A 26,887-nucleotide genomic window follows, 5' to 3' on the forward strand; every position below is an offset into this window, starting at 1 on the left:
AGGTCCCTTTCAGTCCTTGACCGCGCCCGACGTGATGCCCGCGGCGACGAAGCGCTGGGCCAGCACGAGCAGCACGGTGGCGGGCACGGAGGCGACCACGGCGGTGGCCATGATCGCGTTCCACTCCTGGTTGTTGTTGCCGATGTAGCGGTAGATGCCGAGCGTCAGCGGCTGCATGGAGCCCCCGCTGTCGAGCGTCGCGGCGAACACAAAGTCCGACCACGCCCACAGGAACGCGAACAGCCCGGCGGTGACCAGCCCGTTGCGGCTGGCGGGCAGCACCACGGACCAGAACGTGCGGAACGCGCCCGCACCGTCGATGCGCGCCGCCTGCACGATCTCGTCGGGCACCGCGGCCATGAACGAGGTCAGGATCAGCACGGCGAACGGCACGGCGATCGTCGAGTCGGCGAAGATCAGGCCCCACACGGTGTTCGTGATGCCGAGCTTGACGTAGATGCCGTACAGCCCCAGCGCCATGATGATCCCGGGGATCATCTGCGCGACCAGCAGCACGAACGTCAGCGGCCCCCGACCTCGCGGGCGCAGCTTCGCCAGCGAGTACGCCGCGGGCGCGGCCAGCACCAGCGTCAGCGCCACGGTTCCCAGCGCGACCACCAGGCTGGTGCCGAAGTAGGGCAGCTGCTCGTCCAGCACCCGCGCGTAGCCGTCGAACGTCGGGTCGCCCGGGAAGAGGTCCGGCGGCGACTTGCGCATCCGTCCCGGCGGCGTGAGCGAGACGTTGACCATCCAGTAGACCGGGAACAGCATCACGGCGGTGAGCAGCAGGCCCACCGCGGTGCGCCACCACGACCGGGTCACGACGCCTCCTGGTGGCGTTGCACCCGCACGTACACCAGGCCGGCGACCACGGCGAGCAGGATGAGCACGTTGCCGACAGCCGAGCTGGGTCCGAAGCGGGGCAGCATGCTGCCGAACCCCAGCTCGTAGGACCAGGTGGCCAGGGTGGTGGACGACCCGCCGGGGCCACCGCGCGTCATGATCCAGATGATGTCGAAGACCTTCAGCGTGTAGACGAGGCCGAGCAGGAGCGTGACCGTGGAGACGGGCCGCAGCATCGGGAAGGTGATGTGCCGGAACGTCTGCCAGGAGCTCGCGCCGTCCAGGGCGGACGCCTCGTGCACCTCCGCGGGGATGTTCTGCAAGCCGCTGTAGAGCACCACGAGGTTGAACGGGATGCCGATCCAGACGTTGGCGACGATCACCGACACCAACGACCAGTCCGGCGAGGTCAACCAGTTCACTCCGTCGAGCCCGGACCACGCGAGGGCCGCGTTCACCACACCGGCCTCGCTGTTGAACATCCACGCCCACGTGGACGCCGACACGATCAGCGGCAGCAGCCACGGCACCAGGAACAGCGCGCGCAGCGTCGCCGACAGCCGGAAGTTGCGGGAGAAGAACACCGCCATCGCCAACCCGATGGTGTACTGGAACACCAGCGACACCACCGTGAACACGATCGTGTTGACCATCGCGGTGCGGAAGACCGGGTCGGCGAACACGGCCGCGTAGTTGTCCAGTCCGATGACCTGCGCACCGCCGTGCACGAAGGTGCGGACGGTGTAGTCGCGAATGCTCAGGTCGACGGTCGTCAGCAGCGGATAGCCGTAGCACAGCAGCAGGTAGGCGACGAGCGGGACGAGGAACGCCCAGCCGACGAGGTTGCGGCGGACCACGGCGCTACTTCGCCGACGCCGCAGCGCTCTGGGCGTCCTCGAGGGCGTCCGCCGCCGGCTTCGACCCGGTCAGCACCGCCTGCACCGCGGTCCACAAAGGCTGTGAGATCCGGGGGTAGCGGGTGCCGAGGCCGTCGCTGGTACGCCCCCTGGCGGCCCGCACGGCATCGACCCAAACCGCGAGTTCCGGCTTGGCCGCGACCTGCTGCTCCTGCACCGATCCGATGGCGGAGACGTAGGTCAGCGCCGTGTCGGTGGCGAGCACGGTGTCCGCGCTGGTCAGGCAGTTGGCGATCGCCGCGGCGGTCGCCTCGCGGCCTGCGGAGCCCTGCACGGGCACGGTGACGAACTCGCCGCCGGTCGGCGCGGGCGCCACGCCGCCGTCACGGGACGGGATCGGCATGACGCCGTGCTCGAAGCCCAGCTCCGCGGCGTTGCCCAGCTGCCACGTGCCGTTCTCGGCGAACGCGTACTCGCCGGTGGCGAACTCCTGCCAGCTGGTGGTCTGGGTGTTGCCCACGACCGAGTTCGGCGCGTACCCCTTGTCCAGCCAGGACTTCCACAGCTCCACCGCCGCCACGGCCTGAGCCGAGGAGAGGTCCGTCAGCTCCGCACCCGCGCCCCAGAACCACGGCAGGAACTGGAACGAACCCTCCTCGGTGCCGATGGCGGAGAACGTGATGCCCTTCTTGCCCGCACCCGCGACCTTGGCCAGGGCCGCGTCCAGCGACGCCCAGTCCGTGAGCGACGCCGGGTCGACGCCGGCCTGCGCCAGCACCGCTTTGTTGTAGTAGAGCGCCAGGGTGTTCGCGCCGATCGGCACCCCGTACGTCTTGCCACCGGCCTCACCGGCGGCCACCAGGTTGGGCGAGGCCGGCGACGCGTCCAGGCCGGTGTCCTCGTTGGCCTTCAGCACCCCGCCCTCCGCGAGCGTGGAGACCACGGGGTTGTCCACGACCAGCACGTTCGGCGCGGTGCCCTGCTGTGCGGCGAGCAGCACCTTGTTGGTCAGGTCGGAGGTGTCGTACGCCTGGCGCTCGACCTCCACACCGGCCTCCACCCCGCACTCCTCGATCACCTTCGCCCACTCCGACGACCCGTCGAACTGCGGGTACGGGTCCCACACCGCGAACGGGCCGGCGGTATCACCACCGGTGTCCCCGGCGGAGGAACACGCGGTCAGGGACAGTCCCGCCGCGACCAGGGCGGTGGTCACGCGTCGACTGAACGGGGAGCGCTTCATAGCGGAGGTCCTTCCAGGCGGCTGCGCCGACGACTGTCGAACCTCCATCGAACCGGTTCGACCACGCAATGTTTCGACAACGTATCCGCAGGGGTCAACCGGCGCAAGACCTGGCTTCCGATACCATCAGGATTCGTCGAACCGGTTGGACGGAGAGCACATGAACATCGGTGAGATCGCCAAGCGCGCCGGCGTGTCCCGCAGCACGGTGTCCTACGCGCTCAGCGGGAAGCGGCCGGTGTCGGCGGCGACCGCACAGCGCATCAACAACGTGATCGCCGAGCTGGGCTACCGGCCCAACGCCAGCGCGCGGGCGCTGGCCGAGGGGCGCACCCGCACGTTGAGCCTGGTGATACCGCCCGCGAGCAGGCGGCTGACCGACGTGCAGCTGGGCTTCGTGGCGAGCGTCGTGGAGGCGGCGGCCACGCACGACCTCGACGTGCTGCTGTCCCCCAGCGGCGGCGACCACGACCGGTCGTTCGAGCGCGTCGTCACCGGCCGCCGGGTGGACGGCGTGATCCTGATGGAGATCCTCCTCGACGACCCGCGCGTGGCCCGCCTGGAGCAGGAAGCGCTGCCGTTCGTGACCATCGGGCACGTCGAGCGCCCCGGCGCGTCGTCGTGGGTCGACGTCGACTACGCGGAACTGATCACCCGCTGCGTGCACCACCTCGCCGACCTCGGCCACCGGAACGTCGTGCTGATCAACCGGTCCGACGAGCTCGTCGCCGCCGGCTACGGGCCCGCCCTGCGCTCCTCCACCGGGTTCCTCACCGCGGCCGAGCAGCGCGGGCTGACCGCGCACACGGTGTGCTGCGCCGACGAACCGGCGGCGGGCCTGGCGTGCTTCGAGGAGATCCGCGGCCGGTGGCCGGAGGTGACGGCGGCGGTGACGATCAACGAAGCGGCGCTGCCCGGCCTCCAACGAGCGCTGCGCCGGGCGGGCCTCGACGTGCCGGGCGACTTCTCGATCACCGGCGTCATCGCCAACCGCCTGGCGGAGGACTTCCACCCCCCGTTGACCGCGGCCGACGTGCCCGCCGAGGAGATGGCCCGACTCGCCGTCGACCTGCTGGTGGAACGGATCGCCGACCCCGACGCTCCGCCCCGCAACGCGCTCCTGCAGCCGGTCATCTCGCTGCGGTCGAGCACCGGGGCCCGCCACCGGTAGCCCGTGGGTCCGACCGGATCGGCACTGAGGTCGGTCATCGCGCGTCGAGTTCCAGTGCCCGTGGTACCGGGACTGATCGAACCGGTTCGACCGGTGTTCCGCGACCTCGGGATGTCGGGTTGACCATGGTCGACCTCCCGGCACGGCACCGGGGCGTCACGACGACCACCACGAGAAACCGGTGTCGACGCGCCCTTCCCCACCGTCCACCGGCGCGTGGCTCGCGGGCCGGTCGTGGTCGATGCCGCTGTGCCGCTGAGGGCCGCCCCGCACCTCCGCCACGGCCTCCGCCACGGTGGATCGCAACCCCAGCAGCGCGTCGACCTCACTCATCCGCATCGGCTGCACCACCGTGCGCTGCCCGGCCGCGACGGCGAACGCCACCTCCAGCTGTTCCGCCCGCTCACGGACCTCGACGAGCACCGCGATGCCCATCGACCCGAGGAACCCCACACCGGTCAGGTCCACCACCAAGGCCGCACAACCGCCGTCCAGGCAGGCGAACAGCTCCTGACGCACCAGCCGGTAGGTGTCGGTGTCGATCTCGCCGTCCACCTCCGCGAAGACCACCCCTCGGCGCCTGGTGACCTTGACCGTCACCTCCGACCGATCCACATCCCTGTCCACAACACTCCCTCGTTCACCGCGAGCACAGCCGGCACCCGGTACGACACCGCCCCGGTCCGACGACGCCCTGGCCCGATGGCGGCAACCGGTGACCGCCGTCCCGGTGCCGCCTCACCCTCACCGGCTCGGCCATCACCGCGGCCGGACTCCGCGGACCAGCCGGCCGATCACCGATGGCACGCTCACGCCCACCCACCGGGGTCGAGCGCCGGAGGGCGACAGTCACCCCTTCCCTTCGAACCTCGCCCGGCCCGACTACCCACCTCTCGCCCGCTCGACACATCGCCCGGCCCCGGGCGGTGCCCGCCGGCCGGGACCACAGGGGAACGGCACGGACCGGGTGGCCGCATCCCACACCGCCCATTCGGCCATCACGCGAGCGAACGAGCCCGCACAGCGCTTGGCCGCGACCCCGGGGCGGGTCGACGTTGTCGGGATCGCGCACAAGGACTACGACGCGATGATCGAGCCGGAGGACCACCGGTGGAGCGAGGGCAACCTCGCCATCAGGGCGCCTGGGCTGAGCGGGCCGTGGCGAGAGCTACGTCGAGATGACCGGCGCGTGGAACTCCTGAGCACCGGCGCAGCCCGACCCGCCTGGCCCGATCCCGGGCGTCTCCGCAGCTCAACGCTTGCATCCGGTACTCGGGTACAGGTTTACCGTGGAGACATGGCAACAACAGAGGCCGGCCAGGGCCAGGCTTGGGTCCCGCAGGCGTGCACGCTGCCGACCGCGCAGCAGCCGCTGCGGGTGGCCGAGTTCGACACCTTGTTCACCACTGCGCTGGGCGCGGTGCACCGCGCCGAACCAACGCGGCTGCGGCTGACGCTGGACGGCGCACCCGAGGTGGAGGTCGCCGCACGGGAGCTGGCCGACCGGGAAACCCGGTGCTGCTCGTTCTTCGTCTTCACCTTCTCCCGTACCGGCGACGGCGGTGCGCTGTACGTGGACGTCGAGGTGCCCAAGGCGCACTTCGACGTGCTGGACGGCTTGGCCGAGCGCGCACAGGCGGCCGTGTCGGCCCCACCCCGCGGAGGGCCGGCGTGATGAACGGCTTGCGCACGGGCCAGGTCGCCGAGGCGGCCGGGGTGAACATCCAAACCCTCCGCTACTACGAGCGGCGCGGTCTGCTCGCCGAACCAGCGCGCAGCCTGGGCGGACACCGGCTCTACCCGCCGGAGGCCGTCGTGACCCTCCGGGTGATCAAGGCAGCCCAGCGGCTCGGCTTCACCCTGGACGAGGTCGCCGACCTGCTCGAAGCCGGTCGACACCGCCATGGCACGGCGGATACCGGGTTGCAGGTGCGGGCCCGGGCGAAGCTCGACGAGGTGGAAGCGCGCATCGCGGACCTGCGGACGATCCAGACGGCGTTGCGGACCGCGCTGGACGCGGGGTGCGATGACCTCGTCGAGTGCGCCGCCAGCCCATGCTGCCCGTTGCCGTTCGTCGAGCCGGCCGGGCACCCCGGAGGATCCCGATGACGAGCACCGGTGGACACGCCCCGCCTACGGTCGGGTCAGGTCCGCCGCGCAGCAGCCGCATCAGCGCGGCGCTCGCCGCCGCAGCATGCTGCGCGGCTCCCCCGCTCATCGGCGCCGGAGTCCTGACCGGCGTGGGCGCGGCACTGCCCACCAATGTCTCCATAGGACTGGCTGTCGGCCCGCGTCGGCCGACCGTCGGGTGTCGTCGGTAGGTGTCGATAGGCTGCCGGGGTGGAGGACGGCAGCCGGCAGGGCTCGGGTGTGGACGGCAGGGCTGCCAGGTGGGCCGGTCATCGGGAGAAGCGGCGCGCGGAGATAGTGGCCGTTGCCCTGTCCGCCCTCGCCGAGCACGGTCCGTGGGCGTCCACCGAGCAGATCGCGGACCGCGCGGGGGTTTCCCGCCCGCAGTTGTACCGGCACTTCGCCGACGCCGACGACCTGCACGAGGCTGTCGCGCACCGCGTGGCGGAGGTGTTCGCGGCGGCGATCACGCCGGAGTTGGCCCGTCCGAGCGGCAGTGCCCGGCAGATCATCACCCGGATCGTGGGCACCTTCGTGTCGTGGATGGCCGACAACCTCGCGCTGTACGACTACATGGTCGCCCGCGCGGTCGGGCTCGCGCCCGGTCGTCGTGGGCAGGCGGCCGACCTGCGGGTCCAGGTCGCGGAGCGGGTCCGCGAGCTCCTGACCGCGTACACGGAACTGCTCGGAGCGGACCAGCGGCCCGTGGACACCTTGGCGTTCGGGGTGGCCGGGATGGTGGAGTCCGCGACGGTGCGGTGGTTGGCGGTGCCCGGCGAGCTGGACCGGGACCAGCTCGTGCAGCGGCTGACGTCCGCCACCTGGGCGCTGATCGACGACGTGCTGACCGACGCCGGGATCGAACTCGACCCCGATGTCCCGCTGCCCGGACTGCCCGGCGACCTGGCGTAATCCCATCGGGTGATGTCATCCGAGAGGCGTGGAGTCCGCGACACCGCCCGCGGGACCGCATCGTTCGAGGACACGGCACTTCGTCCCGCCCCGGACCCCTGCACACGCTGCGCCACGTCTCAGAGCTGTCAGTATCCGACGCCACCAGGTAGCTGATACGTTGCCGTACCTGCTACATCACTGTCCGCGACGCTGCGGTCGCCTGTCGACGACATCGGCGCGAGAGCGCCGGCCACTGCGGCGGAAGGAGTCCCCGTGACCGAGTTGACCGCTCCGGCGGATCACCCGGTCCGGGCCCGGCACCCCTCCGATGCCAGGGCGGCGGCCGTGACCGTCGCGGACCGTCACCACGGCCACCTGTCCCCGCGACAGAGGGAAGTGCTGGAGATGGTCCCCGCGGGCATGACGTCGGCGGCCATCGCCGAGGCGCTCGTGCTGTCGCCCGAGACGGTCCGCACCCACGTGGAAGCCGTCCTGCGCCGACTCGGGCCCAACGGCCGCGCGCACGCGGTCCCACTCGCCTACCGCAAGGGTCTGCTGTCACGAATCCCGACCACTGCCTGATGCGCGTTCCTCGCCGTGCGCGGACGCGATCCGCCTGAACCTGAAAAGCACCGCCCGAGAGACTCGTGATGACGGACCTCAAGCCTTGGCAACACCAGCAGCCGAACGAGGAACGCGCCCAGTTCCTGAGCCGCTTGGCGCACTCCTGCTACCGCTGCGGTCGTCGCGAGAACGACCTCGGCGCGTTGGCCGAGCATGAAGACCGGTGCACGGGCGGGGACACGCCGTCAGGACCCGCCGAGATCACCAACGGCGTGGTGACGCCGGCCGACTGTGCTCCGTGACCTGAGAGCATCGACCAGTTCATGCCGGGGCAGGAAGAACGGCAGCGCGCCTGAACACGCACACCCGCCGCCGGACCCGGTGGCCGCCACCGGATGGAGATCATCATGGACGGCGCCGACCAGCACTGCTTCACCGCGGCGTCGAAAGTCGCCTGCGCCGCACGGGCCGCGGTGAAGCGGTCCACCCGAGTTGCGATCAGGCCGCTGCACAGGTTCCGCAGCACGTACTGCGTGCCGCTCCGCCGGAGTTGTCGCACTGCTGGTTGCGGCCAGTTCGGCCTCGTCATCGGCGACCGAATCGCGGACGTAGGGGTGGCCGGGCCGGATCAGGGCCGGGCACCCGGCCGGGCCTTGGAAGGCCGCGATGCCGCGCGCCGCTTCACGGTCGGACTGTGCCGCTGCGGCGTGGCGTTCGGCGGGTACCGCTCCTCGATCGCGGCCCACGCTCGGGCGGGCGCGTCGCAGACGTTCTGCCGGAAGTCGAGGTACGACACCTTGATCAGCGGTTCAAGCTTGATCCAGCTCGCTTTCTCCGACCACGGGTGCCAACCGGCGGACAGCGCCAGGTAGCCGGGCCGGTCGCCCTGGTCCACGCTGGTGACCTTGAGGACGTACGCGTGCCGGCCGAACGTGCTGACCACCACGCACGGCCGGTCCTTGGCCCGTTGCCCGCCCTCGTCACAAGACCCCTCCTCGAACGGCACCAGCGCAGACCAGATTTCGCCGCGCGCCGGCCGGGCGGGTTCGCCCTGCCAGACCACCCCGCCGCCGCGCCGCGCCGGGGCGGGCGCGCCCAGTGCCCGATCCAGCAGCCGCGAGCCGATGATCCACGCCCACAGGAACACCACCACCACCGCGATCCGGAACGGATCCACCTCGCGGACGCCGACGTGCATGGGGTCCACCGCGAACCACGTCACCGCGCCCGACAGCGCCAACAGCACGACCACCCGCGCGGCGGCCCACCGGAGCCGCAGTCGGACCCGCCGGTGCCGCAGCACGACCCACACCGCTGCCACCGGCGCAGCACACGCGTTGACCAGCAGGAAGTGGTTGCCCGCCACTCGTCCGGGGTCGTTCTGCGACAGCCACAGGTACACCGCGGGCAACGACAGGTACCCGGCGGCGAGCCACTGGGCGACGAACTTCCCGATCAACCGCACCACGTGCTCCTCTCGCGGCAACCGCCCTCGCGGCAAGCCGTACGCCGTCGTGTCGCTCCGCCCGGGAGGCGCGTTACCGCTCCGGTCTGCGCGCCGCGTGCCGCAGGCGAGGTCCGTCCCGCGTCACGGCCCGCTCCGCAGTGATCATGCTGGTGGACTCCCCGCACCCGGCGGGAACCCGTCGTGCCGAAGTGTTGCGTGACCTGAACAGCGCAGCGGCCCAGCCCGCACCGGCCACCGCTGAGCCAACTGGACCGCGCGGTGGCCGACCGCTCAACAGCCTGGTCACCGACAACGGAGTCGTCGTCAACGCGTTGGAGCGGTGACCACCCTGGGTGGAACGCCCATGCTGGTGTGGCTGCTGACCGTGGGCACGGCCTGGCTGCCGATCCGGCGCCAACCGCTGTCAGCGGTCTAACGCGGTGGTCACCGAACTGGGCGCGTTCGTGAGCCCTGGAACCGGATCAACACCCGCACCCGCGCACGTTGTCGCACCCCTGGCGAGGTGTCACCGAACTGCTGACCGCCTGGGTCATGCTCCTCGGCCTGCTCTACGGGACCGGACAGCTCGTCAGCGTGGGGCGGACGGCGGTCCGGCACTGGCGTGGGACCAAGCGCTGACGCACTGGGTGATCGACCAGCGCTCACCGCTGCTGAACACCATCGCCGGGGTGGCCGGGCAGTTCGGCGACCACACTGGGTCCTGCCGCCGTCCTGGCGGTCGCGCCGCTCGCGCTCGCCCCCACCCGCGATCGGCGACCGGTGCTGTTCGTCGGCGTCGTCCTGGCCGGCGAGATCACCCTGTTCCTGGCGTCGTCGTCGGCTGTCGACCGGCTCCGCCCCGACGTCGCGCAGCTCACTCCCACCTCCCGCCCTCCCCTCCGGTCACGTGGCGGCGTCCTGCGGCCTCTGCACCGCCACCGCGCTCGTGGTCGTGACCGGCACACGTCGGTGGTGGCGGTGGCCTGCCGTGGGGATGGCGGTCGTGCTGGTCGTGGCGGTGGCGCGTGGTGCGACTGTCGCATGCCGCAACGCTTCCCGATGTGAGCCACCATCTGTGTCCACATCGGACAACGTGGAGCAGGTCGACGTGCCGCTGTTCCACCCCGACCGGCCCCTGGTCGCACGGGTGCGCGTGCCCTCACCCCGGTGCGACTCCTGACGACGTCCTCGCGGCCAAGGCGATCTGCGCGGCCTCGGGCACGGTGGCGCGGACTTCCAGCAGGTCGATGACGCCGGTTTCGGTCAGTGGCGCCAGCACGACGCGTTGATCGGTCACCACGGCGAAGCCCGCGCCGCACCGCTGGGCGCGGTGTCGGGCTTCGATCAGCAGCGACAGGCCGATCGAGCCGAAGACCACCACGCCGCTCAGGTCGAGCACCAGCGCCCCGGGCCGGCGGTCCAGCCCGTCGACCACCCACCTCCGCAGCTCATCGCAGGTGTCCATGTCGACGTCACCGTGCACGGTGACGACCACCACACCGTGGCGCGAGGTCGTCTCGACCCTGATCACCGCGCCCAAGTCCACCCGACTGTCCATGACACGCGCCTCCCGCAGGACACCGGCGATTCCGCACTGGGCAGGATATCGCTCTGATCGGCCGTGATGGCACGCGGTCGCGCACGAGCGCCCGGTTGGCCCAACCGGTTCACGGCACCGGGACGACGGACCAGTGAGCCCGCCGCACGTCATCCGGCTCGCAGGACGGCGAGCAGAACACCCCAGGAGTGAACGTTGGTCGGTGGGACATCCCACCGACTCGGGTCGACGGCAGTGGTGCTGGCGGTCGACGCCGTCGACGCCGAAGCCGGCCGCTCCACTGTGGACGGTCTGGAGGCGCGGCGTGCGTCGCCCGGAGGCGCTCCGGAACGACTCCGGCGTCGGCGGTCACCGGCTCGTTCCAACCAGAGGTCAGCGTTCGCATGGATCCGCAACCGGGGTACACGGCGGACGGGGTGGCGCGATGGACGAGCGGTCGCGTCGCGGCATGGGGACGCGGTGGACGGTGGGGGTGTGCGAGCGGCGTTCGGTGAGGAGGACTTCGACGGCTTTCGCGCCCAGCTCGTAGCGCGGGAGAGCGATGGTGGTCAGCTTCGGACGCATCCAGCCGGCGAAGGGGTGGTCGTCGAAGGAGACGACGGAAACGTCGATCGGCACGGTGAGACGGGCATCCGCCAGGGCTTGGTACGCACCGAACGCGATCCGGTCGTCGAAGCAGATCAGGGCGCGAGGCCGTGCGCGTTTCAGCAGGTCTCTGGTGGCGGCGAAGCCGTACTCCGGCAGCCACCAGCGGCACACCCGCGCGCCGGCGATCTCCACGCCCGCCGCACCGAGCACCTCGCGGATGCCGACGAGGCGCTGGGCGGCCGTGACCGAGCCGGGTGGCACGTCGTCCGGGCCGACGCCCGCGCCGACCAGGTGGATGCCGTCGCGGTGCCCGGCGTCCAGCAGCGCGCGTGCCGCGGTCCGGCCCGCCTCGACCTCGTCGGGCACGACGACGGACAACGAGGACGGCCGGTCGGGCAGGGCGTTGAGCAGCACGGCGCGGCCGGTCTCGATCCGGTCGGGCACGGAGACGAGCCTGGTCTGCATCGCCGCGTACACGATCCCGTCGACCTGGCGGTCGAGCATGGCCTCGATGAGGCCGCGCTCGGACTCGACGTCGCCGTCCGTCTCCCCGACGAACAGCAGGACGCCGAGTTCACGGGCCGCGGCGAGAGCGCCCCGGACCATGTCCGCGACCGGACCGGACGTGGACAACGTGTCGGAGATGAACCCGACCGTATGAGTGCCGCCGGTGCGCGGTCCGACGGACAGGACCTTGCGCCGGTAGCCCACCGCCTTCGCGGCCTTCCGCACGCGCAGTTCGGCGTCTGTGGAGATCCTCAGGTCGCGACCCCGCCCGGACAGCACGAGTGACGCGGTCGTGATCGAGACGCCGGCCGTCTTGGCCACGTCGGCCAGCGTGACCCGTTGCCGGTTCACCGGGACCTCCCGCACACGAAGATCCGAACGGCCTGTTCGGAACATGGACGTACAGGCAGACGACCCAGCGGGTTCGGATGAATGTTTTGGTGTTGACGCCTGAACTTTCGGGCCAATGTAACGGTGCTCTCGTAGCGCGTCAACGCCGCGCCGACGGTCGAGCATGAGCGCTGCCGGTTCCACGCAGCTCAAGGTGTCCACGGCCATACGGGCGAGTCCAGCGCTCTGAGCTGCTCCGTCTACCTTCGGGTAGACCGTTCGACCTGACATCGCCGACTTGCCGACCCGGTCGGCTTGCGAGACCGAACGTCAGGCGAAGTGGCACCGGTTGTTTCGGCGTTTCGACCGGTGGCCCGGCGCGGGCAAGGTCACCGACGAGGGGCGGACGTGCTGGCGCGGACGACGAGTTCGGTGGACAGCACCAGGCGGTGCTGCGGCAGCGGCTTGCCGTGCGCGAGGTCGATCACCATGCCGGTGGCGGTGGCGGCCATCTCGCCCAACGGCTGCCGGATGGTGGTCAGGGCGGGGATCATCCACTGGGCGGGCGGGAGGTCGTCGAACCCCACCACGCTCAGGTCGTCGGGAATGCGCAACCCCGCCTCGTAGACGGCTTGGTAGACCCCGAGCGCCTCGCCGTCGTTGCCGGTGACCACCGCGGTCGGCGGATCAGGGAGGCGCAGCAGCTCACGGGTGTGCTCAAGGCCGTCCACGATCTGGAAGTCGCCCTCACGAACCAGTTCCGGGTCCACGGGCACGCCGGCGGAGTCCATCGCCGCGCGGTAACCGTCCAGCCGCGCCCGACCCGACAACATCCGGGTGGCACCGGTGATCACCGCGATCCGCCGGTGACCCAGCTCCAGGAGGTGGCGGGTCGCCGCCAGTCCGCCGCTCCAGTTGTCCGCGCCGACGGACGGCATCCCGTGCGCGGGTTCACCGGTCGGGTCGACCAGCACCACGGGGATGTCACGGCTGCGCAGCTGCCGGTGCTGCTCGGGCGTCGGTCCGGAGAAGACCGCGACGACACCGGTCGGCCGTCGCGCCAGCACGCTGTCGACCCAATTCCGGTCAGGGATGTGCCGACCGTGGAGCTCGCTGAGGGAGATGGTCAGCCCGTGTTCGGAGACGACGCGCTCCACCCCCTTGACCACCTCGACGGGGTACGTACCCGCCAACTCGTGGAACAGCACCTCGACCAGCGGCGACTTGCTCACCTTCTTCTGCCGCCGGTAGCCCTGCTCCCGGAGCAACCCCTCCACCAGGGCGCGGGTCTCCGCGGCGACCTCGACGTGTCCGTTGACCACCTTGGACACCGTCGCCGCCGACACGCCCGCCAACTCGGCGATCCGCGCAATGGTGATCCCGCTGTTGCCGGCGGAACCCGAGCCGGACCTGGGGGTGGAGACCATGGCGCGAGTCTAGCCACCAGACCGGAAAGGCCAGGTCAACGAGGCGCGCCGCCGGGCGCGCCGTGGACGCGCGGCCGGCGTGTCCACCGAACTCGCCGGTCAGGCCCGAGGATGGCGTCACGCGGGTGCATCCGGTCGGTCGCGGCGGCGACGGCCTGAAGGCGGTTCGCCACAGGAAGGGGTAGTCCGCCTCGCCGTGGGCGCCGACGCTGAGCACGGTGTCGGGGGTTCTCGGGGTCACTGGGACGCAGGGCGGAGGCCGCCGCGTTCAGGCGGCTCGTGAAAGCGCTTACCGCCGATCGGCGCAACGGCAACGATCCAGCCTCGTCAACGTGTTGGCCATCCACGGCAAGCGCTTCGCGTTCCCTTGCCCGTGCGCCCGCGACCAGCTGCGCCACAAGGGCGACCAAGGCCACCCCGACTGACATGCTGTGAGCGCTAACAGGACCGACTCATCCGCGCTCGCCGACTTGCCGGCACGGGGACAGTCCCCCATACTCCGCCAGATTCGCGAAACTGGTAGCGACCTCGCCGCCTGCGGCGATCCCTCTTCCCTGCCTCCCGTTACTCCCTGTTATCGCTAACATTGCCTGCTCCCGGAGTATTGCCGCGCCCCGGTGCCGGGGTTACGGTTCGGGACGCCGCTCCTCCACGCCCGGAATCCGGCCGGGCCTCGGAGCACGCTGGGACCAGCTCGCAAGGAGGCGAGGCATGGCTGTGCGCGCATCACGTGGCCGGGCGGTAGCCGTCGAGCGGAACCGCCCGACGCGTCGAACCGGCAGAAGACCGGCGCGGGCTCTCGAATAGCCCTTCTCCACCGAGTCCGGTCCCGACACGGACCGGCGTGCGCCGTCGAGCCCGGCCTCCCCCTGCCCGATCCGGCTGGCCGTCCGTCGTCTGATCACCCCGCCCTGCGACGGGTGGCCGGTGGCCCGCCGAGGTCGTTCCGCAGTGGGCCCCGGGTGCGGTGGCACGGCCCTCACCGTCATTCCGCCCTCCTTCAACACCCTTGGAGCTCTCTCGTGTCCCCTTCGCTGAGCCGTCGTGCTCTGTTGCAGGCCGCAGGTGTGACCGCCGTGGCGTCCGCGCTCCCCGCCGCCATCGGCAGCGGCACGGCGTCGGCCGCCGTGGTGCCGCCCGTCCGGGGTGACATCGGCGTCTCGGCGCACCCGTTCGACTTCGGCCAGGTGCGCCTGACCGCGAGCCGGTGGCTGGACAACCAGAACCGCACCATGGCGTACCTGCGGTTCGTCGATGTCGACCGGCTGCTCTACAACTTCCGCGCCAACCACCGCCTGTCCACCAACGGCGCGGCGGCGCTGGGCGGCTGGGAGGCGCCGAACTTCGAGTTCCGCACCCACAGCCAGGGCCACTTCCTGACCGCGTGGGCGCAGGCGTGGGCGGTGCTGGGCGACACCGCCTGCCGCGACAAGGCCAACTACATGGTCGCGGAGCTGGCCAAGTGCCAGGCGAACAACGCCGCCGCCGGGTTCAACGCCGGTTACCTGTCCGGGTTCCCCGAGTCGGACTTCACCACCGTCGAGCAGGGCACGCGCAAGGGCGTGCCGTACTACTGCCTGCACAAGACCCTCGCGGGTCTGCTGGACGTGTGGCGGCTGATCGGCAGCACGCAGGCGCGCGACGTGCTCCTGCGGTTCGCCGGCTGGGTGGACTGGCGGACCGGCCGGTTGAGCTACAGCCAGATGCAGATCACGCTGCGCACCGAGTTCGGCGGTATGAACGAGGTCCTGGCCGATTTGTACCAGCAGACGGGCGACGCCCGGTGGCTGCGCGTGGCGCAGCGGTTCGACCACGCCGCCGTTTTCGACCCGCTGGCGGCCAACCAGGACCGGCTCGACGGGCTGCACGCCAACACCCAGGTGCCCAAGTGGGTCGGCGCGGCACGGGAGTACAAGGCCACCGGCACCACCCGCTACCGCGACATCGCCACCAACGCCTGGAACATCACCGTCGCCGCGCACACCTACGTCATCGGCGGCAACAGCCAGGCCGAGCACTTCCGCCCGCCGCACGCCATCGCCCGGTACCTGCTGCCCGACACCGCCGAGGCGTGCAACACCTACAACATGCTCAAGCTGACCCGCGAGCTGTGGCAGCTGCAACCGGACAACGCCGCGTACTTCGACTACTACGAACAGGCGTTGCTCAACCACCTCATCGGCCAGCAGAACCCCGCCTCCGCCCACGGCCACGTCTGCTACTTCACCGCGCTCAACCCGGGCGGACGCCGAGGCCAGGCCGGTCCCGTGGTCGGCGGCGGCAGCTACAGCACCGACTACGGCACGTTCTGGTGCTGCCAGGGCACCGGCATCGAGACCAACACCAAGCTGATGGACTCGATCTACTTCCACAACAGCACCACCCTGACGGTGAACCTGTTCCTGCCATCGGTGCTGACCTGGTCGCAGCGCGGGATCACGGTCACCCAGACCACCACCTACCCCGCGAGCGACACCTCCACCCTCACCGTCACCGGCAACGTGGCCGGCTCGTGGACCATGCGCGTGCGCATCCCGGCGTGGAGCGAGGGCGCGACCATCAGCGTCAACGGCGTCGCGCAGGGCATCACCACCACGCCCGGCACCTACGCCTCCCTCACCCGGAACTGGACGTCCGGCGACACCGTCACCGTCCGCCTGCCCATGCGGGTCATCATGCGCGCCGCCAACGACGACGCCGGCGTCTCCGCGATCACCTACGGCCCGGTCGTGCTGTCGGGCAACTACGGCAACACCTCGTTCACCACCCTGCCCACGCTCGACACCGCGTCGATCACCCGCACCAGCACCACCGCGCTGGCGTTCACCGCTGTCGCCAACGGGTCCAGGGTGAACCTCGGACCGTTCTACGACGCCCACGGCCACAACTACACCGTCTACTGGCGCGCCGCCGGCCAAGGCGGCACGACCACCGCCGGTTACCGACTGGTCAACGCCGCCAGCGGCCTCGTGCTCGGTGTGCAGGACATGTCCACCGCGGACGGCGCACCGGCGCTGCAGTGGAACGACACAGGCACCCCCGACCACAACTGGGCGCTGGTCGTCGACGGCTCCGCGGTGCGGTTCCGCAACGGCAACAGCGGCAAGGTGCTCGGCGTGCAGGACATGTCGACCGCCGACAACGCCCGCGTGCTCCAGTGGGCCGACACCGGCACCGCCGACCACCGCTGGACGATCCTGGACAACGGCGACGGCACCCACCGCATCCGCAACGCCAACAGCGCCAAGCTGCTGGGCATCCTGGGTGGCTCCACCGCAGCCGGCGCGGTGGCGGCCCAGGACCCCGACAACGGCAGCCCGGACAACCGGTGGCGCTTCGTCCCCAACGGCGCTCGCCGCATCCAGAACCTCAACAGCGGCCTCGTGCTCGGCGTGCGCGACATGTCCACGGCGGACGGCGGCCTGGTCGTCCAGTGGGACGACAACGGCACCGCCGACCACCTGTGGACCGCGATCCCGGACACGGGCGGCTACCTCAAGCTGCGCAACTCGCACAGCGGCAAGGTCCTCGGCGTCGAGAACGCCGCGACCGCCAACGGTTCCCGCGTCCTCCAGTGGGCCGACAACGGCACCAACGACCACCTCTGGCGACTCCGCTACGGCGCGAACGGCTACTTCCGCATCCAGGGCGCCAACGGCGGTCGCATCCTCGGCGTCACCGGCGCCTCGGCCACGGCCGGCGCGCAGGTCGTCATCTGGGATGACAACGGCACCAACGACCACCTCTGGCGCTTCATCTAGAACCGGTCCGGTCGGGTGCCGGTCCACAACCGGCACCCGGCCGGTCGAACCAGCTCCGCATTCCGAGAGGAACACCATGCGAGTGCCCTTGAAGAGGAAGAGCACCAGCCTGCGCTCGCGGTTGCGAGCCGCGTGGGTGGTGCCGCTGTCGATAGTCGGCATCGCGGTCCCGGTCCCGGCCGCGTCGGCGGCGGTGGTGGACACCAGCGCCTCCTACGTGCTGGTCAACCGCAACAGCGGCAAGGCACTGGACGTCTACAACCGCGCCACCGACGACGGGGCGCGGATCTCGCAGTACACGCGCAACGACGGCGCGTGGCAGCAGTGGCAGTTCGTGGACTCCGGCGGCGGCTACTACCGGCTCAAGTCCCGGCACAGCGGCAAGGTCCTGGACTTCCCGTCCACCGGGGACCGGGCCGGGCTGATCCAGCGGGCCGACAACAACGGGGCCGGCCAGCAGTTCCGGCCGGCCGACTCCGCCGGCGGGTTCGTGCGACTGCTCAACCGCGCCAGCGGCAAGGCGGTCGACGTGCTCGACTTCTCCACCGCCAACGGCGCGCAGCTCATCCAGTGGCCGGACACCGGCGGCGTCAACCAGCAGTGGCAGCTCGTGAAGCTCGGCGCCGACACCACCTCGCCGACCGCGCCCGCCAACCCCCGCACCTCGAACCTCACCTGCACCTCGGTGACGTTGTCGTGGTCGGCGTCGACCGATGACGTCGGCGTGGCGGCCTACGACATCTACCACGACGGCCAGCACATGACCTCGGTGCCGGGCATGGCGCTGTCGGCGAGCCTGACCGTCGTGCCGGGAGCCACCTGGGGCCTGTACGTCAACGCCCGCGACGCCGCCGGCAACGTCTCCCAGGCCAGCCCCACCGTGACCATCACCGTGCCGCAGTGCCAGGCCGACACCCAGCCGCCCACCACCCCCACCGGCGTGACCGCCACCGCCGCCGGCACCACGGTCACCGTGCGCTGGGCTGCGTCCACCGACAACGTGGGCGTCACCGGCTACGACGTCCTGCGCGACGGCACGCAGGTCGGCTCCGTCACGGGCGCGACGGCCGGCTCGTTCACCGACAGCGGCCTGGCCGTGCGCACGCGGTACGAGTACCAGGTGCGGGCACGCGACGCGCAGGGCAACCGGTCGGCCGCGAGCGCGCCGGTCGCGGTCACCACCGGCGACGCCTGCAGCACGGCGCTGTGCTCGGTCACCAGGGTCGCCACCGACACCGACCTGCCGTGGGGCCTGACCACCCTGCCCGACGGACAGGTCCTCTACAGCCGCCGCGACGCCTTCGACCTCGTCCGCCTCGACCCCGTCACCGGCGCGAAGACCAGCATCGGACGCGTGCCGGGCGTGGCGGGGACCGACGGCGAGGGCGGCGTCATGGGCATCGCCGTCGCGGCCGACTTCGCGACCAACCCCTGGGTGTACGTCATGCACACCAGCCCCACCGACAACCGTGTGGTGCGCATCCGCTACACCGGCGGCGTGCTCACGGGATCGCCGCAGGTGCTGCTCACCGGCATCCCCCGCAACAAGTACCACAACGGCGGCCGGCTGCGGTTCGGGCCGGACGGCAAGCTCTACGTCGCCACCGGCGACGGCCAGAACGCCAACTGGGCCCAGGACCGCGACAACCTCGCCGGCAAGGTGCTGCGCATCAACGCCGACGGGAGCGTCCCCGCCGACAACCCGTTCGGCAACTCGGTGTGGAGCTACGGCCACCGCAACCCCCAGGGCCTCGCCTTCGACTCCCAGGGCCGGTTGTGGGAGCAGGAGTTCGGCAACAGCGTCATGGACGAGACCAACCTGATCGTGCGCGGCGGCAACTACGGCTGGCCCCGCTGCGAAGGCACCTCCGGCAGCTGCGGCGAACCAGGGTTCATCGCCCCGAAGCACACCTACCCCGTGGCCGCCGGGTCGTGCAGCGGCATCACCGTCGTCCGCGACACCCTCTACATCGCCTGCCTGCGCGGGGCGCGGCTCTACCGGGCCGACATCAGCGGCGACAACCTGACCAACGTCCAACAACACCTCAACGGCACCTACGGGCGGCTGCGCACCGTCGAGCCGTCAGCCGATGGCGGGCTGTGGGTGACCACCAGCAATTCCGGCGACAAGGACAGCATCCCCGACAACAGCAACGAAAGCATCCTCAAAGTCACCCTCGGACGGTGAACCGACCGCGGGGCGGGTCGACCGACCCGCCCCGCGGCCCGGCGTCCGCATCGCGAAAGGCGGTCGTCAGGACCCACCACCGAACGCCACACCGTCGCCGGACACGAGTGCTGACCGCAGCGGCGCTCCTCGCTGCGACCGCGGTGACACCCGCGGTGGCCAACGCCGCACCGGCCACACCGTGCACATCAGGAGCGACCTACGGTCCGCCGTTACCCGCCGTGGCCGTGACCGCCCGGCTCATCCGCGGTGGGTTCGACTTCCTGGAAGGACTCACCTGGAACCACCGGACGGGCACCCTGCTGCTGTCGAACATGCAGAACCCCGCCGGTCCGCAACGCGTGGAGCCGTCCGCGGTGCTTCGGCACACCCCGCCGGCCACTTTCCAGACGTTCATCGCCGATGCCGGCAGCAACGGCCTGGCGATCAGCCCCGACTGAGCGCACCTGCTCGCCGCCACCCATGACGACCGGACCATCTCGTCCTACCGGCTGGCCGACCGCGGCCGCACGACCATCGCGGCCGACCACCTCGGTCGGGCGTTCAACTCCCCCAACGACCTGACCACCCGCCACGACGGAACCACCTACTTCACCGACCCGTCCTTCCAGCGCGGCAGCCGCGTCGACGAGCAAGGCGGTCGGACCGGTGTCTTCCGCGTCCGCGACGGCGTGGTCACGCTCGTCGACGGCACGCTGGCGCAGCCCAACGGCATCGTCCTGTCCCCCCGACGGCACGACGCTCTACGTCGGGGCATTCGGCAACCACGCGATCGTGAAGTACACCGTCGCACCGGACGGCACGCCCGGCAGCCGCACGACGTTCGCCGGCGTCCGCACTCCCGACGGCGCGACCGTCAACTGCGCGGGCAACGTGTACTGGGCCTCCTACGAAGACGGCCTCGTGCACGTCTTCTCCCCCGCCGGGGTCGAGCTGGGCACGATCCCGGCCGGTCGCAACACCACCAACGCGGCGTTCGGCGGGCCCGACGGACGAACCCTCTACATCACCTCAGGCATCGCGGGCGGCGGGTTCGGCCTGTACCAGGTGCCTCAACCTGCCGGGCAACCACTACTGACCGGATCGCCCGGCTTCACCCGTTTCGGTCAGGATCCCGGTGCCCTGGACGATGCAACCGCTCCGTACGCGCCGCCTAGGTGCTCCCCACCCCGAGAGCTGGGGTGGGGAGCACCTGGGCGGACCATGCGACCCGCCCGGTGCTCACGGTCGGGGGTGTTCGCCGGTCAGGTGGTCGTCAGCCGACGATCCACTGCTGGTTGGCCGCGCCGGTGCAGGTCCACTGGCGCACCTCGGAACCGGGGGCGGTGCCGAAGTTGTAGTTGTCCAGGCACAGGCCGCTGTGCCGGTTGACCAGCGTGGTGGTGCCGTTGGTGGTGGTCATCCGCCACTGCTGGACCGCCAGGCCGTTGCACGTCCACTGCTGCACCACCGAACCCGCCGTGGTGGCGAAGTCCTTGTTGTCCAGGCACAGTCCGCTGTGTCCGTTGGCGACGGTGTAGTAGCCGTCGCCGACCGGGGTCAGGTACCAGTCCTGCACCGGGAGGTCGTTGCACGTCCACTGCCGCACCTCCGCACCCGGTGTGGTGACGAAGTTGTAGTCGTCCAGGCACAGGTTGCTGTGCCGGTTGCGCAGGTGCGCCTGCCTGGTGTTGTTCACCTCACCGGAGGGACCGGCCAGCACGGTGGAGGTGGAGACGGGCACACCGAGGTTCGGGGTGCCGTCGGCGTTCCACGAGATCTTCTGCACGCGCGTGGTGCGGGTGGTGCCGCACCCCTGGGACGCGGAGGAGTTGGCGTGGTAGGCGATCCAGGTCTCCGTGCCGTCGGGCGAGGTGAAGAAGGAGTGGTGGCCGGGGCCGAACACGCCGTTGGCGTCGCTGCGCTGGAAGATCGGGTTCGGGAACTTGTACCAGGACGCCGCCGACAACGGGTCCCCGCCGCGGTACTCCAGCATGCCGACCTTGTAGTTGGGACCGTTGCAGTGGCTGCCCGAGTACGTCAGGAACGTCCGGCCGCCCCGCTGCAACGCGAACGACCCCTCGTTCACCGCGCCGTCCTGCCGCTCCCACGCCAAGGTCGGCGCGGAGATCCGGGTCCCGAACGCGGAGGCGGTGTAGGGGTTGGACATCGGCGCGATGTAGAGCGACTGCAACCCGTCGGCGTGGAACGCCGAGAAGTGGAAGTACAGCGCGCCGTTGAGCTTGAGCACCGCACCGTCGATCGCCCACCCGTTGTTCGGCATCAGGTTCAGGATGCCCCGGTAGGTGTAGGGGCCGGCAGGGTCGTTGCCGGCGCTCTCCAGCACGTGGGTGCGGCGCGGAGCACCGGCCAGCTCCACCGAGTAGTACAGGTACCAGCGGTTGTTGATCTGCTCCAGGTGCGGCGCCCACATCACCGTCCCGCCGGAGCGGAACACCAACTGCTCCGGCGCGCTGCGCAACCCGGCGATCGTGGACGCCTTGCGCATCACGATGTCGGAGGTCCAGGTGGTGGCGACGTAGTAGTAGTTCCCGTTGAACTGCACCAACGTCGGGTCCGCGCTGTTGGGCGCGGGCACGACCGGGTTGGTGAACGACGGACCGGGTGCGGCTTCGGCTTGTTGCTGGCTGATCGGGCTCAGGATCAGCCCGGCGACGACGGCGGCGACGAACGACATCGCCCGCCAGACCGTTCCTCGACGTTGAGCGAACAGCACAATCACTCCTCAGGGTGTACGTGGAACAGGGGGTTCGGTGGCCGCGGTGCGGCTCCAGGCGGCGCTCCAGTCGTGCGCGGCGAGGCCGTTGCGGGCCCATTGCAGGACCTCGGCGCACGGGGCGTCGCAGTCGTCGCCAGGGACGGGTCGGGCGCTTCGTCCGGGTGTGGTGCCGAGCCGCATCGGTGGTTCGCGGTGTGGGGTTGTCGACGGCTCAGAGGAGAAGGACCAAGCGGAGTGGTGATGACGTCTCACCGATCGACCTCACGGCTTCCTCCTTGAAGCGGTGACTCACATCACGTCCTGGTGTTAACGCTAACAGGGTTGGGTGGGCAACTCAAGAGCCACCGGTGACCGATCACACCGCAGGCCAAGCGGCCGAAGGCCGGCAGCACTGAGCCGCGAATCTCTTCCATGGGAGGCGAACTCGATGGTGGGCCCAAGGTCGCCATCGCGACAACGAGCCGTGGGCCGCGTGATCTCCCAGCGGTCACAGGCGCGCCGCAATGTTAGCGCCAACATTTGCGCAAGCCGTCGTGGACCAGCACAGATACGTGCGTTCCTCCGCCTTCCCGGCGAAGCACTCAAGCGGAACCGCCGGCTGCAACCCTGCCTACGTCAGCCGGCACCGACCTCGTCCTGATCCTCACCGGCTTGCACGCGATCCGTCACGCCGCCATCGACTTCGCCCGTTCGTCTGGGGTCGAAGCCTGGTCCTGGCTGGGAGTGGCGGGTGGTGACTCCGGGCACCGTCCTGCGATCGAGTCGGCGTCGGGTCGCGAACAAGTCGACCTACCGAACGCTCCGGGCCCCCCGGCCGACGTCACCGTGGTGGCACTGATCGCGAGACCGAGCGAACGGTGCCCGACGGCCACGCCCTTGGGACGTCCGGTCGACCCGAACGTGTAGATCACGTAGGCGATGTCGGACTCGTGGCGGCGCGCGCCGGACGGGTTGCCCGCGGGGCAGTCCGCGATCGCTTCGAGCCCGTCCGGCTCGTCGACTCGTCGACACCGAAGAAGTACCGCCCTTGGTCCAACTCGCCGATCGGGAAGACCCCCTTCCCGATCAGCCTGTTCCACAGGCCGAACCTGTCGTCCTCGCCGAGAGCGAGCAACGGGTCGAGTTCGACCGCCTCACGCGCCTCGTGATCCCGTCACCGCCGTGACGGAAGACGAGGCCGCCGAACTCGGCGAGGAACGCCTCGGCCGCGTCGTGGTAGGCGAAGCCGGACTCCACCAGTGGCTCGCGCCAACCCGACGTGTCCCCCTTCCGGCCGGGCTCCCACCCGGCGTAGCACAGGACCTGCTCCAGCCCTCCGGGATGGTCGATCACGCTGTCTGCCCCCGCCAGGAAGTCGAGCAGGAAGTGTGCCTCCGGTGCAGCGCAGCTCCTGCGCGTCCCCACCGGATCTCGGGAGGGCTCACTCCGTGAGGCGGAGTGACCATGGGGTGGCGCCGCGGGTGTGGCCGTGTACGACCAACGCCAGGAGCACTGCCAGACCTGCGGCAGTCCAGTGCGTCGCAGGTCCCGGGTAGCCGGTGACAGGCAGGACGGCGTCTGCGTTCGGCACCAGGTGGTTCACCACCGCGCACCCGAGGTAGAGCACCAGTGTGGTTCCGCCGGCCAGTGCCGGTCCCAGCAGGGGGCTGAGGCAGAACGCGATCCCGGCGAAGACGAGGTAGTTGGAGACCTGCCACGCCCAGGGCACGTCCGCTGGTACCCGTGTCGATCCGAGCACGAGGATCACCAGGGGCAGCAGGATGCCGGACAGCGCGCAGAGGACCGAGACCAGTGACGCGCGGTGGGAACCCACTCGGTCCCACTCCCACAGGCGTGGTCGCAGCACCGCCGCGGTGGCGACGGCTCCCACCACGGCGCACAGTTCCGGGAAGGGCAGGCGGTTCTGCGGCACGGCCGCGGACAGGTGGACGACCACGGCACGGGCGCCCAGGAGGACGCTCAGCAGGCTGAGCGCGACTGTGAGGGCCACGGCGACGTGGAACGACCGCGATGCCAGAACGACGCGGATCACCGGCCGGTGAGCGTTTCGGGTGTGAGCCCGCAGCCGGCGATCCGGTCCCCGTTCGCGGCGATCCACCGCTGGATGGAGGAATCGGGCACACCGGTGAAGACGTTGCCCGGTCCGGCCGTCCCGTCGAGCCAACGGCCGAGGTCGGCGGCCAGACGGACCGATTCGGGGTCGGCCGCGCCGCGGAGTTGGTGGCAGGCCCCGAGACCGGAGAGGACTCCGACCGCCTGGACCGGTCGGGTCTCCGAGGGGTTGTGCGGTTGGACCGGGACCCAGAGGACGGTGTCGCGCGCCTGTTCCCGCCACACGTCCGTTCCGTTGACGGGCCGTCCACGCAGGGCCTCGTCGTAGACCCTGGTGAACGGCGCGGGGCCACCGTGGCGTGTCAGGGCGGCGTCCGTGGCGGCGATCATGATTTCCAGCCGCGAGCGGTGTCCCTCGTGCACGCAGTACTCGACCCCGTTGACCGCTCGGCACACCGAAGGGTTCTCTGCTTCGTAGACGAACAGGGCGGGTTTGGACAGCAACGGCGGCACGACCAACACGGCGGGAAGCAGAAGCGGCAGCAACGCCATGCCGCTTCCGCGGAACCGGCGGTTCGCGCGGTGTCGGCGCACGAGTCCGGCGGTGGCCCACACGACCGCGACGATGGAGGCCGTCAGGAACGCCAGGCGGTAGACGACGAAGGGAGTGGACTGCACCACGCCGAGCACGGGCTTGATGTGCAAAACCGGCGCCAGTGCCGAGAACGTGTCCCCGCCGCTGCCCAGCGCGGTGGCGCCGAACAGGAGCACGAAGGACAGCGGCGCGGTCATGGCGGTTCTGGTCACCGCGCCGACCAGGTAGCCGATGGCGGTCGCCAGCACCAGCCCGAGCACCCCGGTGAGCATCGCCCCGAGGTCGGGGCCGCCGTGCTCGGCGCCGGACATCGTGACCACGACCAGTGGCAGGAGCCCCAGCAGGTAGGCGCCCACGAACACACCGATGAGCAGACCCAGGTGTCGCGCGACCGTCTGCCTGCCCGCACGCGTGGCCGAGGGCAGGGCGAAGATCCGTGACGGCGGTAGCAGACGCCCGGCGAAGTAGGTGGCCGCCGCCGCCGCGATCGGTGCGGTCAAGGCGTTCTGCTGGTGGAACTCGGCCGAGGTCTGCACCCACTCCTGATAAGGCCACGCCCGCATGGGGCCGGTGGCGGCGAGCACGACGCCGGTGATCGCCGATGCCGGCAGCAGGACGGGCCAGATCCCCAACGGAGACCGCAGGCGGACCCGAGGGACGACGGCGGCGCCGTCCGGTCGCGTCGGGCTGGACGTGCGCAGGTCAGTCACGGTCCGCTCCCAGTTTCGCGACCAATGCGTGGTAGGCCCGCTCGAACGGCGAGCCCAACACCCCTGAAGAGGGCGTGCTGTCGACGAGTTCGGTCAACTCCGCTTCGGTGCCGTCGAAGGCCAGTCGGCCCTCCGCGAGAACACCGACCCGTTGGCACAGATGGGAGATGTCCTCGATCAGGTGCGTGGACAGCAGCACCGTCCTGGTGCGCCCGATGTCGGCGATGACTTCGCGCAACCGCATCCGCTGAGCCGGGTCGAGCCCCACCGTCGGCTCGTCCAGCACGAGCAGGTCCGGATCGTGGGCGAGCGCTGCCGCGACGCCCAGCCGCTGGCGCTGTCCACCGGACAACGTCCGCACGCGCGCTGCCGCCAAGTCGTCCAGTCGTACCGCTGCCAGCGCCCGGAGCGCCGCGTCGGCGCATCCACGCCGGTCGACGCCGTTGACCCATGCCGCGTACGCGACGGTGTCCACCACCCGCATCCCGCCGACGAGCGAGAACCGCTGTGGCACGAATCCGATCGTGCCCGAGGAGGAGCCCTGGAACCGGACCGCGCCGGAAGCCGGCTTCTCCAAGCCGACCAGCAGGTTGAGCAGCGTGGTCTTGCCCGCGCCGTTGGGACCGAGCAGTCCCGTCACCCCGGTGTCGATCGTCCAGTCCACTCCCGACAACACCGGTTTCCTGCCATATCGAAATTGCACGTCATCGATGACTATTCGCACGTGATAGCGCCGATCCTGCCCGATTGCCCCGTTCGGAAGCTTGTCACCCTAGCAGGTGCGGATCAAGCCGATCAGATCTCATTTCCCGCCGAACTGATCGTCCAAGTGCACTGGCAGTCGCATCCGGTGCGCCCCAGGAGGGAGCGGCTCACCGATCTGCGCACCGCCAAGCGACTTGAGCAGCGCAACGCAGAAACCATGCAAGGGATTCACACGATCGGCGCGCAATGTAGGAGCCAAAGCAACGCGAAATGGAGGAAATAGCATGATCACGAAGACACGGACACCCCGACTCATCACCGCAGTCCTCTGTGGCGTGATCGTCGATGTCCGTGGTTCAGCCGATGCCGGTTGAGCGGACGTGAGCAGCGCCAACAGGCCCGACGCCGACGAACTTGTGCGCGACCGGTTCGGTGGTTTCGCTCGCCGACAGGCTGCCGATCCGCGAGCTGCCCAGGGTGAATGCCGAACTCAAGTACGTGACGAGCAAGGGAGAAAGGTCACCCCGGCGACGTGGTGGAGCGGGCGCGGTCACAACTTCCTGATCGGCGCGAACTACGCATCTACAACCAGAATCCA

Annotated in this window: 26 protein-coding genes; 11 read left to right on the forward strand and 15 right to left on the reverse strand. The window is 70.4% G+C overall.

Annotation, left to right across the window (positions count from 1 at the left end; genetic code table 11):
• Positions 1–9: 9 nt before the first annotated feature.
• From ACRAKI_RS19580 to ACRAKI_RS19590, 3 genes are read right to left on the reverse strand one after another with little or no spacing between them, the layout of a single operon-like run.
• Entirely contained in the window at positions 10–771 is a 762-nt protein-coding gene (locus ACRAKI_RS19580; protein WP_447008460.1) for a carbohydrate ABC transporter permease, read from the reverse strand.
• A gap of 47 nt (positions 772–818) precedes the next feature.
• A complete protein-coding gene (locus tag ACRAKI_RS19585; protein WP_447001947.1) occupies positions 819–1,700 on the reverse strand; it encodes a carbohydrate ABC transporter permease in 882 nt (293 codons plus the stop codon).
• A 4-nt stretch (positions 1,701–1,704) separates the two neighbouring features.
• Entirely contained in the window at positions 1,705–2,916 is a 1,212-nt protein-coding gene (locus ACRAKI_RS19590) for a sugar ABC transporter substrate-binding protein (protein WP_447001948.1), read from the reverse strand.
• Positions 2,917–3,103: 187 nt separating this feature from the next.
• On the opposite strand from ACRAKI_RS19590, the gene ACRAKI_RS19595 reads away from it, so the two are divergent.
• The gene (locus tag ACRAKI_RS19595) at positions 3,104–4,114 is read left to right on the forward strand and encodes a LacI family DNA-binding transcriptional regulator (protein ID WP_447001949.1); all 1,011 of its coding nucleotides are present in this window, start codon (positions 3,104–3,106) and stop codon (positions 4,112–4,114) included.
• 156 nt (positions 4,115–4,270) lie between these two features.
• Here ACRAKI_RS19595 and ACRAKI_RS19600 read toward each other — a convergent pair whose 3' ends face one another.
• Positions 4,271–4,741, reverse strand: a complete 471-nt coding sequence (locus ACRAKI_RS19600; RefSeq protein WP_447001950.1) for an STAS domain-containing protein — start codon at positions 4,739–4,741, stop codon at positions 4,271–4,273.
• Positions 4,742–5,411: 670 nt separating this feature from the next.
• Here ACRAKI_RS19600 and ACRAKI_RS19605 point away from each other — a divergent pair.
• The 5 genes from ACRAKI_RS19605 to ACRAKI_RS19625 all read left to right on the forward strand — a co-directional run bounded on the left by ACRAKI_RS19605 (position 5,412) and on the right by ACRAKI_RS19625 (position 8,004).
• A complete protein-coding gene (locus ACRAKI_RS19605) occupies positions 5,412–5,789 on the forward strand; it encodes a hypothetical protein (protein ID WP_447001951.1) in 378 nt (125 codons plus the stop codon).
• Entirely contained in the window at positions 5,789–6,223 is a 435-nt protein-coding gene (locus ACRAKI_RS19610) for a MerR family transcriptional regulator (protein WP_447001952.1), read from the forward strand. Before ACRAKI_RS19605 ends, ACRAKI_RS19610 begins: the two co-directional genes overlap by 1 nt.
• 231 nt (positions 6,224–6,454) lie before the next feature.
• Positions 6,455–7,156 (forward strand): TetR/AcrR family transcriptional regulator, encoded by a 702-nt coding sequence (locus ACRAKI_RS19615; RefSeq protein WP_447001953.1) that lies wholly within the window; start codon positions 6,455–6,457, stop codon positions 7,154–7,156.
• Positions 7,157–7,411: 255 nt separating this feature from the next.
• The gene (locus ACRAKI_RS19620; RefSeq protein WP_447001954.1) at positions 7,412–7,720 is read left to right on the forward strand and encodes a response regulator transcription factor; all 309 of its coding nucleotides are present in this window, start codon (positions 7,412–7,414) and stop codon (positions 7,718–7,720) included.
• A 68-nt stretch (positions 7,721–7,788) separates the two neighbouring features.
• Positions 7,789–8,004, forward strand: a complete 216-nt coding sequence (locus ACRAKI_RS19625) for a hypothetical protein (RefSeq protein ID WP_447001955.1) — start codon at positions 7,789–7,791, stop codon at positions 8,002–8,004.
• A 326-nt stretch (positions 8,005–8,330) separates the two neighbouring features.
• On the opposite strand, the gene ACRAKI_RS19630 is transcribed toward ACRAKI_RS19625, so the two are convergent.
• The 4 genes from ACRAKI_RS19630 to ACRAKI_RS19645 all read right to left on the reverse strand — a co-directional run bounded on the left by ACRAKI_RS19630 (position 8,331) and on the right by ACRAKI_RS19645 (position 13,559).
• Positions 8,331–9,167, reverse strand: coding sequence for a type II toxin-antitoxin system PemK/MazF family toxin (locus ACRAKI_RS19630; RefSeq protein ID WP_447001956.1), 837 nt, complete (start codon positions 9,165–9,167; stop codon positions 8,331–8,333).
• 1,141 nt (positions 9,168–10,308) lie between these two features.
• Positions 10,309–10,707, reverse strand: coding sequence for an STAS domain-containing protein (locus ACRAKI_RS19635; RefSeq protein ID WP_447001957.1), 399 nt, complete (start codon positions 10,705–10,707; stop codon positions 10,309–10,311).
• 372 nt (positions 10,708–11,079) lie between these two features.
• The gene (locus ACRAKI_RS19640; protein WP_447001958.1) at positions 11,080–12,153 is read right to left on the reverse strand and encodes a LacI family DNA-binding transcriptional regulator; all 1,074 of its coding nucleotides are present in this window, start codon (positions 12,151–12,153) and stop codon (positions 11,080–11,082) included.
• A 368-nt stretch (positions 12,154–12,521) separates the two neighbouring features.
• Complete coding sequence (locus ACRAKI_RS19645) at positions 12,522–13,559, reverse strand: LacI family DNA-binding transcriptional regulator (protein ID WP_447001959.1); 1,038 nt, start codon at positions 13,557–13,559, stop codon at positions 12,522–12,524.
• Between the two features lie 1,022 nt (positions 13,560–14,581).
• On the opposite strand from ACRAKI_RS19645, the gene ACRAKI_RS19650 reads away from it, so the two are divergent.
• The 4 genes from ACRAKI_RS19650 (at position 14,582) to ACRAKI_RS19665 (ending at position 20,879) form a co-directional block, all read left to right on the forward strand.
• On the forward strand, positions 14,582–17,320 hold the full coding sequence (locus tag ACRAKI_RS19650; protein ID WP_447001960.1) for a beta-L-arabinofuranosidase domain-containing protein: 2,739 nt from the start codon (positions 14,582–14,584) through the stop codon (positions 17,318–17,320).
• 76 nt (positions 17,321–17,396) lie between these two features.
• Positions 17,397–19,508: a PQQ-dependent sugar dehydrogenase gene (locus ACRAKI_RS19655; RefSeq protein WP_447001961.1), complete on the forward strand. Its 2,112-nt coding sequence runs from the start codon at positions 17,397–17,399 to the stop codon at positions 19,506–19,508.
• Positions 19,509–19,735: 227 nt separating this feature from the next.
• The gene (locus ACRAKI_RS19660) at positions 19,736–19,948 is read left to right on the forward strand and encodes a hypothetical protein (RefSeq protein WP_447001962.1); all 213 of its coding nucleotides are present in this window, start codon (positions 19,736–19,738) and stop codon (positions 19,946–19,948) included.
• 208 nt (positions 19,949–20,156) lie between these two features.
• Entirely contained in the window at positions 20,157–20,879 is a 723-nt protein-coding gene (locus ACRAKI_RS19665; RefSeq protein WP_447001963.1) for an SMP-30/gluconolactonase/LRE family protein, read from the forward strand.
• Here the strand turns inward: ACRAKI_RS19665 and ACRAKI_RS19670 are convergent.
• The 6 genes from ACRAKI_RS19670 to ACRAKI_RS19695 all read right to left on the reverse strand — a co-directional run bounded on the left by ACRAKI_RS19670 (position 20,764) and on the right by ACRAKI_RS19695 (position 26,260).
• Positions 20,764–22,224 carry a family 43 glycosylhydrolase gene (locus ACRAKI_RS19670; RefSeq protein WP_447001964.1) on the reverse strand — a complete coding sequence of 487 codons (1,461 nt, stop codon included), beginning with the start codon at positions 22,222–22,224 and terminating at the stop codon, positions 20,764–20,766. The two genes, ACRAKI_RS19665 and ACRAKI_RS19670, sit on opposite strands and share 116 nt — an antisense overlap.
• 668 nt (positions 22,225–22,892) lie before the next feature.
• Positions 22,893–23,306: an AMP-binding protein gene (locus ACRAKI_RS19675; RefSeq protein WP_447001965.1), complete on the reverse strand. Its 414-nt coding sequence runs from the start codon at positions 23,304–23,306 to the stop codon at positions 22,893–22,895.
• Entirely contained in the window at positions 23,293–23,559 is a 267-nt protein-coding gene (locus ACRAKI_RS19680) for an SUKH-3 domain-containing protein (protein WP_447001966.1), read from the reverse strand. The genes ACRAKI_RS19675 and ACRAKI_RS19680 overlap by 14 nt, the downstream gene beginning before the upstream one ends.
• 88 nt (positions 23,560–23,647) lie before the next feature.
• The gene (locus ACRAKI_RS19685) at positions 23,648–24,259 is read right to left on the reverse strand and encodes a hypothetical protein (RefSeq protein ID WP_447001967.1); all 612 of its coding nucleotides are present in this window, start codon (positions 24,257–24,259) and stop codon (positions 23,648–23,650) included.
• The gene (locus ACRAKI_RS19690) at positions 24,256–25,584 is read right to left on the reverse strand and encodes a hypothetical protein (RefSeq protein ID WP_447001968.1); all 1,329 of its coding nucleotides are present in this window, start codon (positions 25,582–25,584) and stop codon (positions 24,256–24,258) included. The genes ACRAKI_RS19685 and ACRAKI_RS19690 overlap by 4 nt, the downstream gene beginning before the upstream one ends.
• Positions 25,577–26,260: an ATP-binding cassette domain-containing protein gene (locus ACRAKI_RS19695; RefSeq protein ID WP_447001969.1), complete on the reverse strand. Its 684-nt coding sequence runs from the start codon at positions 26,258–26,260 to the stop codon at positions 25,577–25,579. The genes ACRAKI_RS19690 and ACRAKI_RS19695 overlap by 8 nt, the downstream gene beginning before the upstream one ends.
• A gap of 21 nt (positions 26,261–26,281) precedes the next feature.
• Here ACRAKI_RS19695 and ACRAKI_RS19700 point away from each other — a divergent pair, with 21 nt between their 5' ends.
• Entirely contained in the window at positions 26,282–26,572 is a 291-nt protein-coding gene (locus tag ACRAKI_RS19700) for a hypothetical protein (protein WP_447001970.1), read from the forward strand.
• A 73-nt stretch (positions 26,573–26,645) separates the two neighbouring features.
• Here the strand turns inward: ACRAKI_RS19700 and ACRAKI_RS19705 are convergent, their stop codons facing one another.
• On the reverse strand, positions 26,646–26,798 hold the full coding sequence (locus ACRAKI_RS19705) for a hypothetical protein (RefSeq protein ID WP_447001971.1): 153 nt from the start codon (positions 26,796–26,798) through the stop codon (positions 26,646–26,648).
• Between the last annotated feature and the right edge of the window lie 89 nt (positions 26,799–26,887).

Source organism: Saccharothrix isguenensis (genome assembly GCF_052936305.1).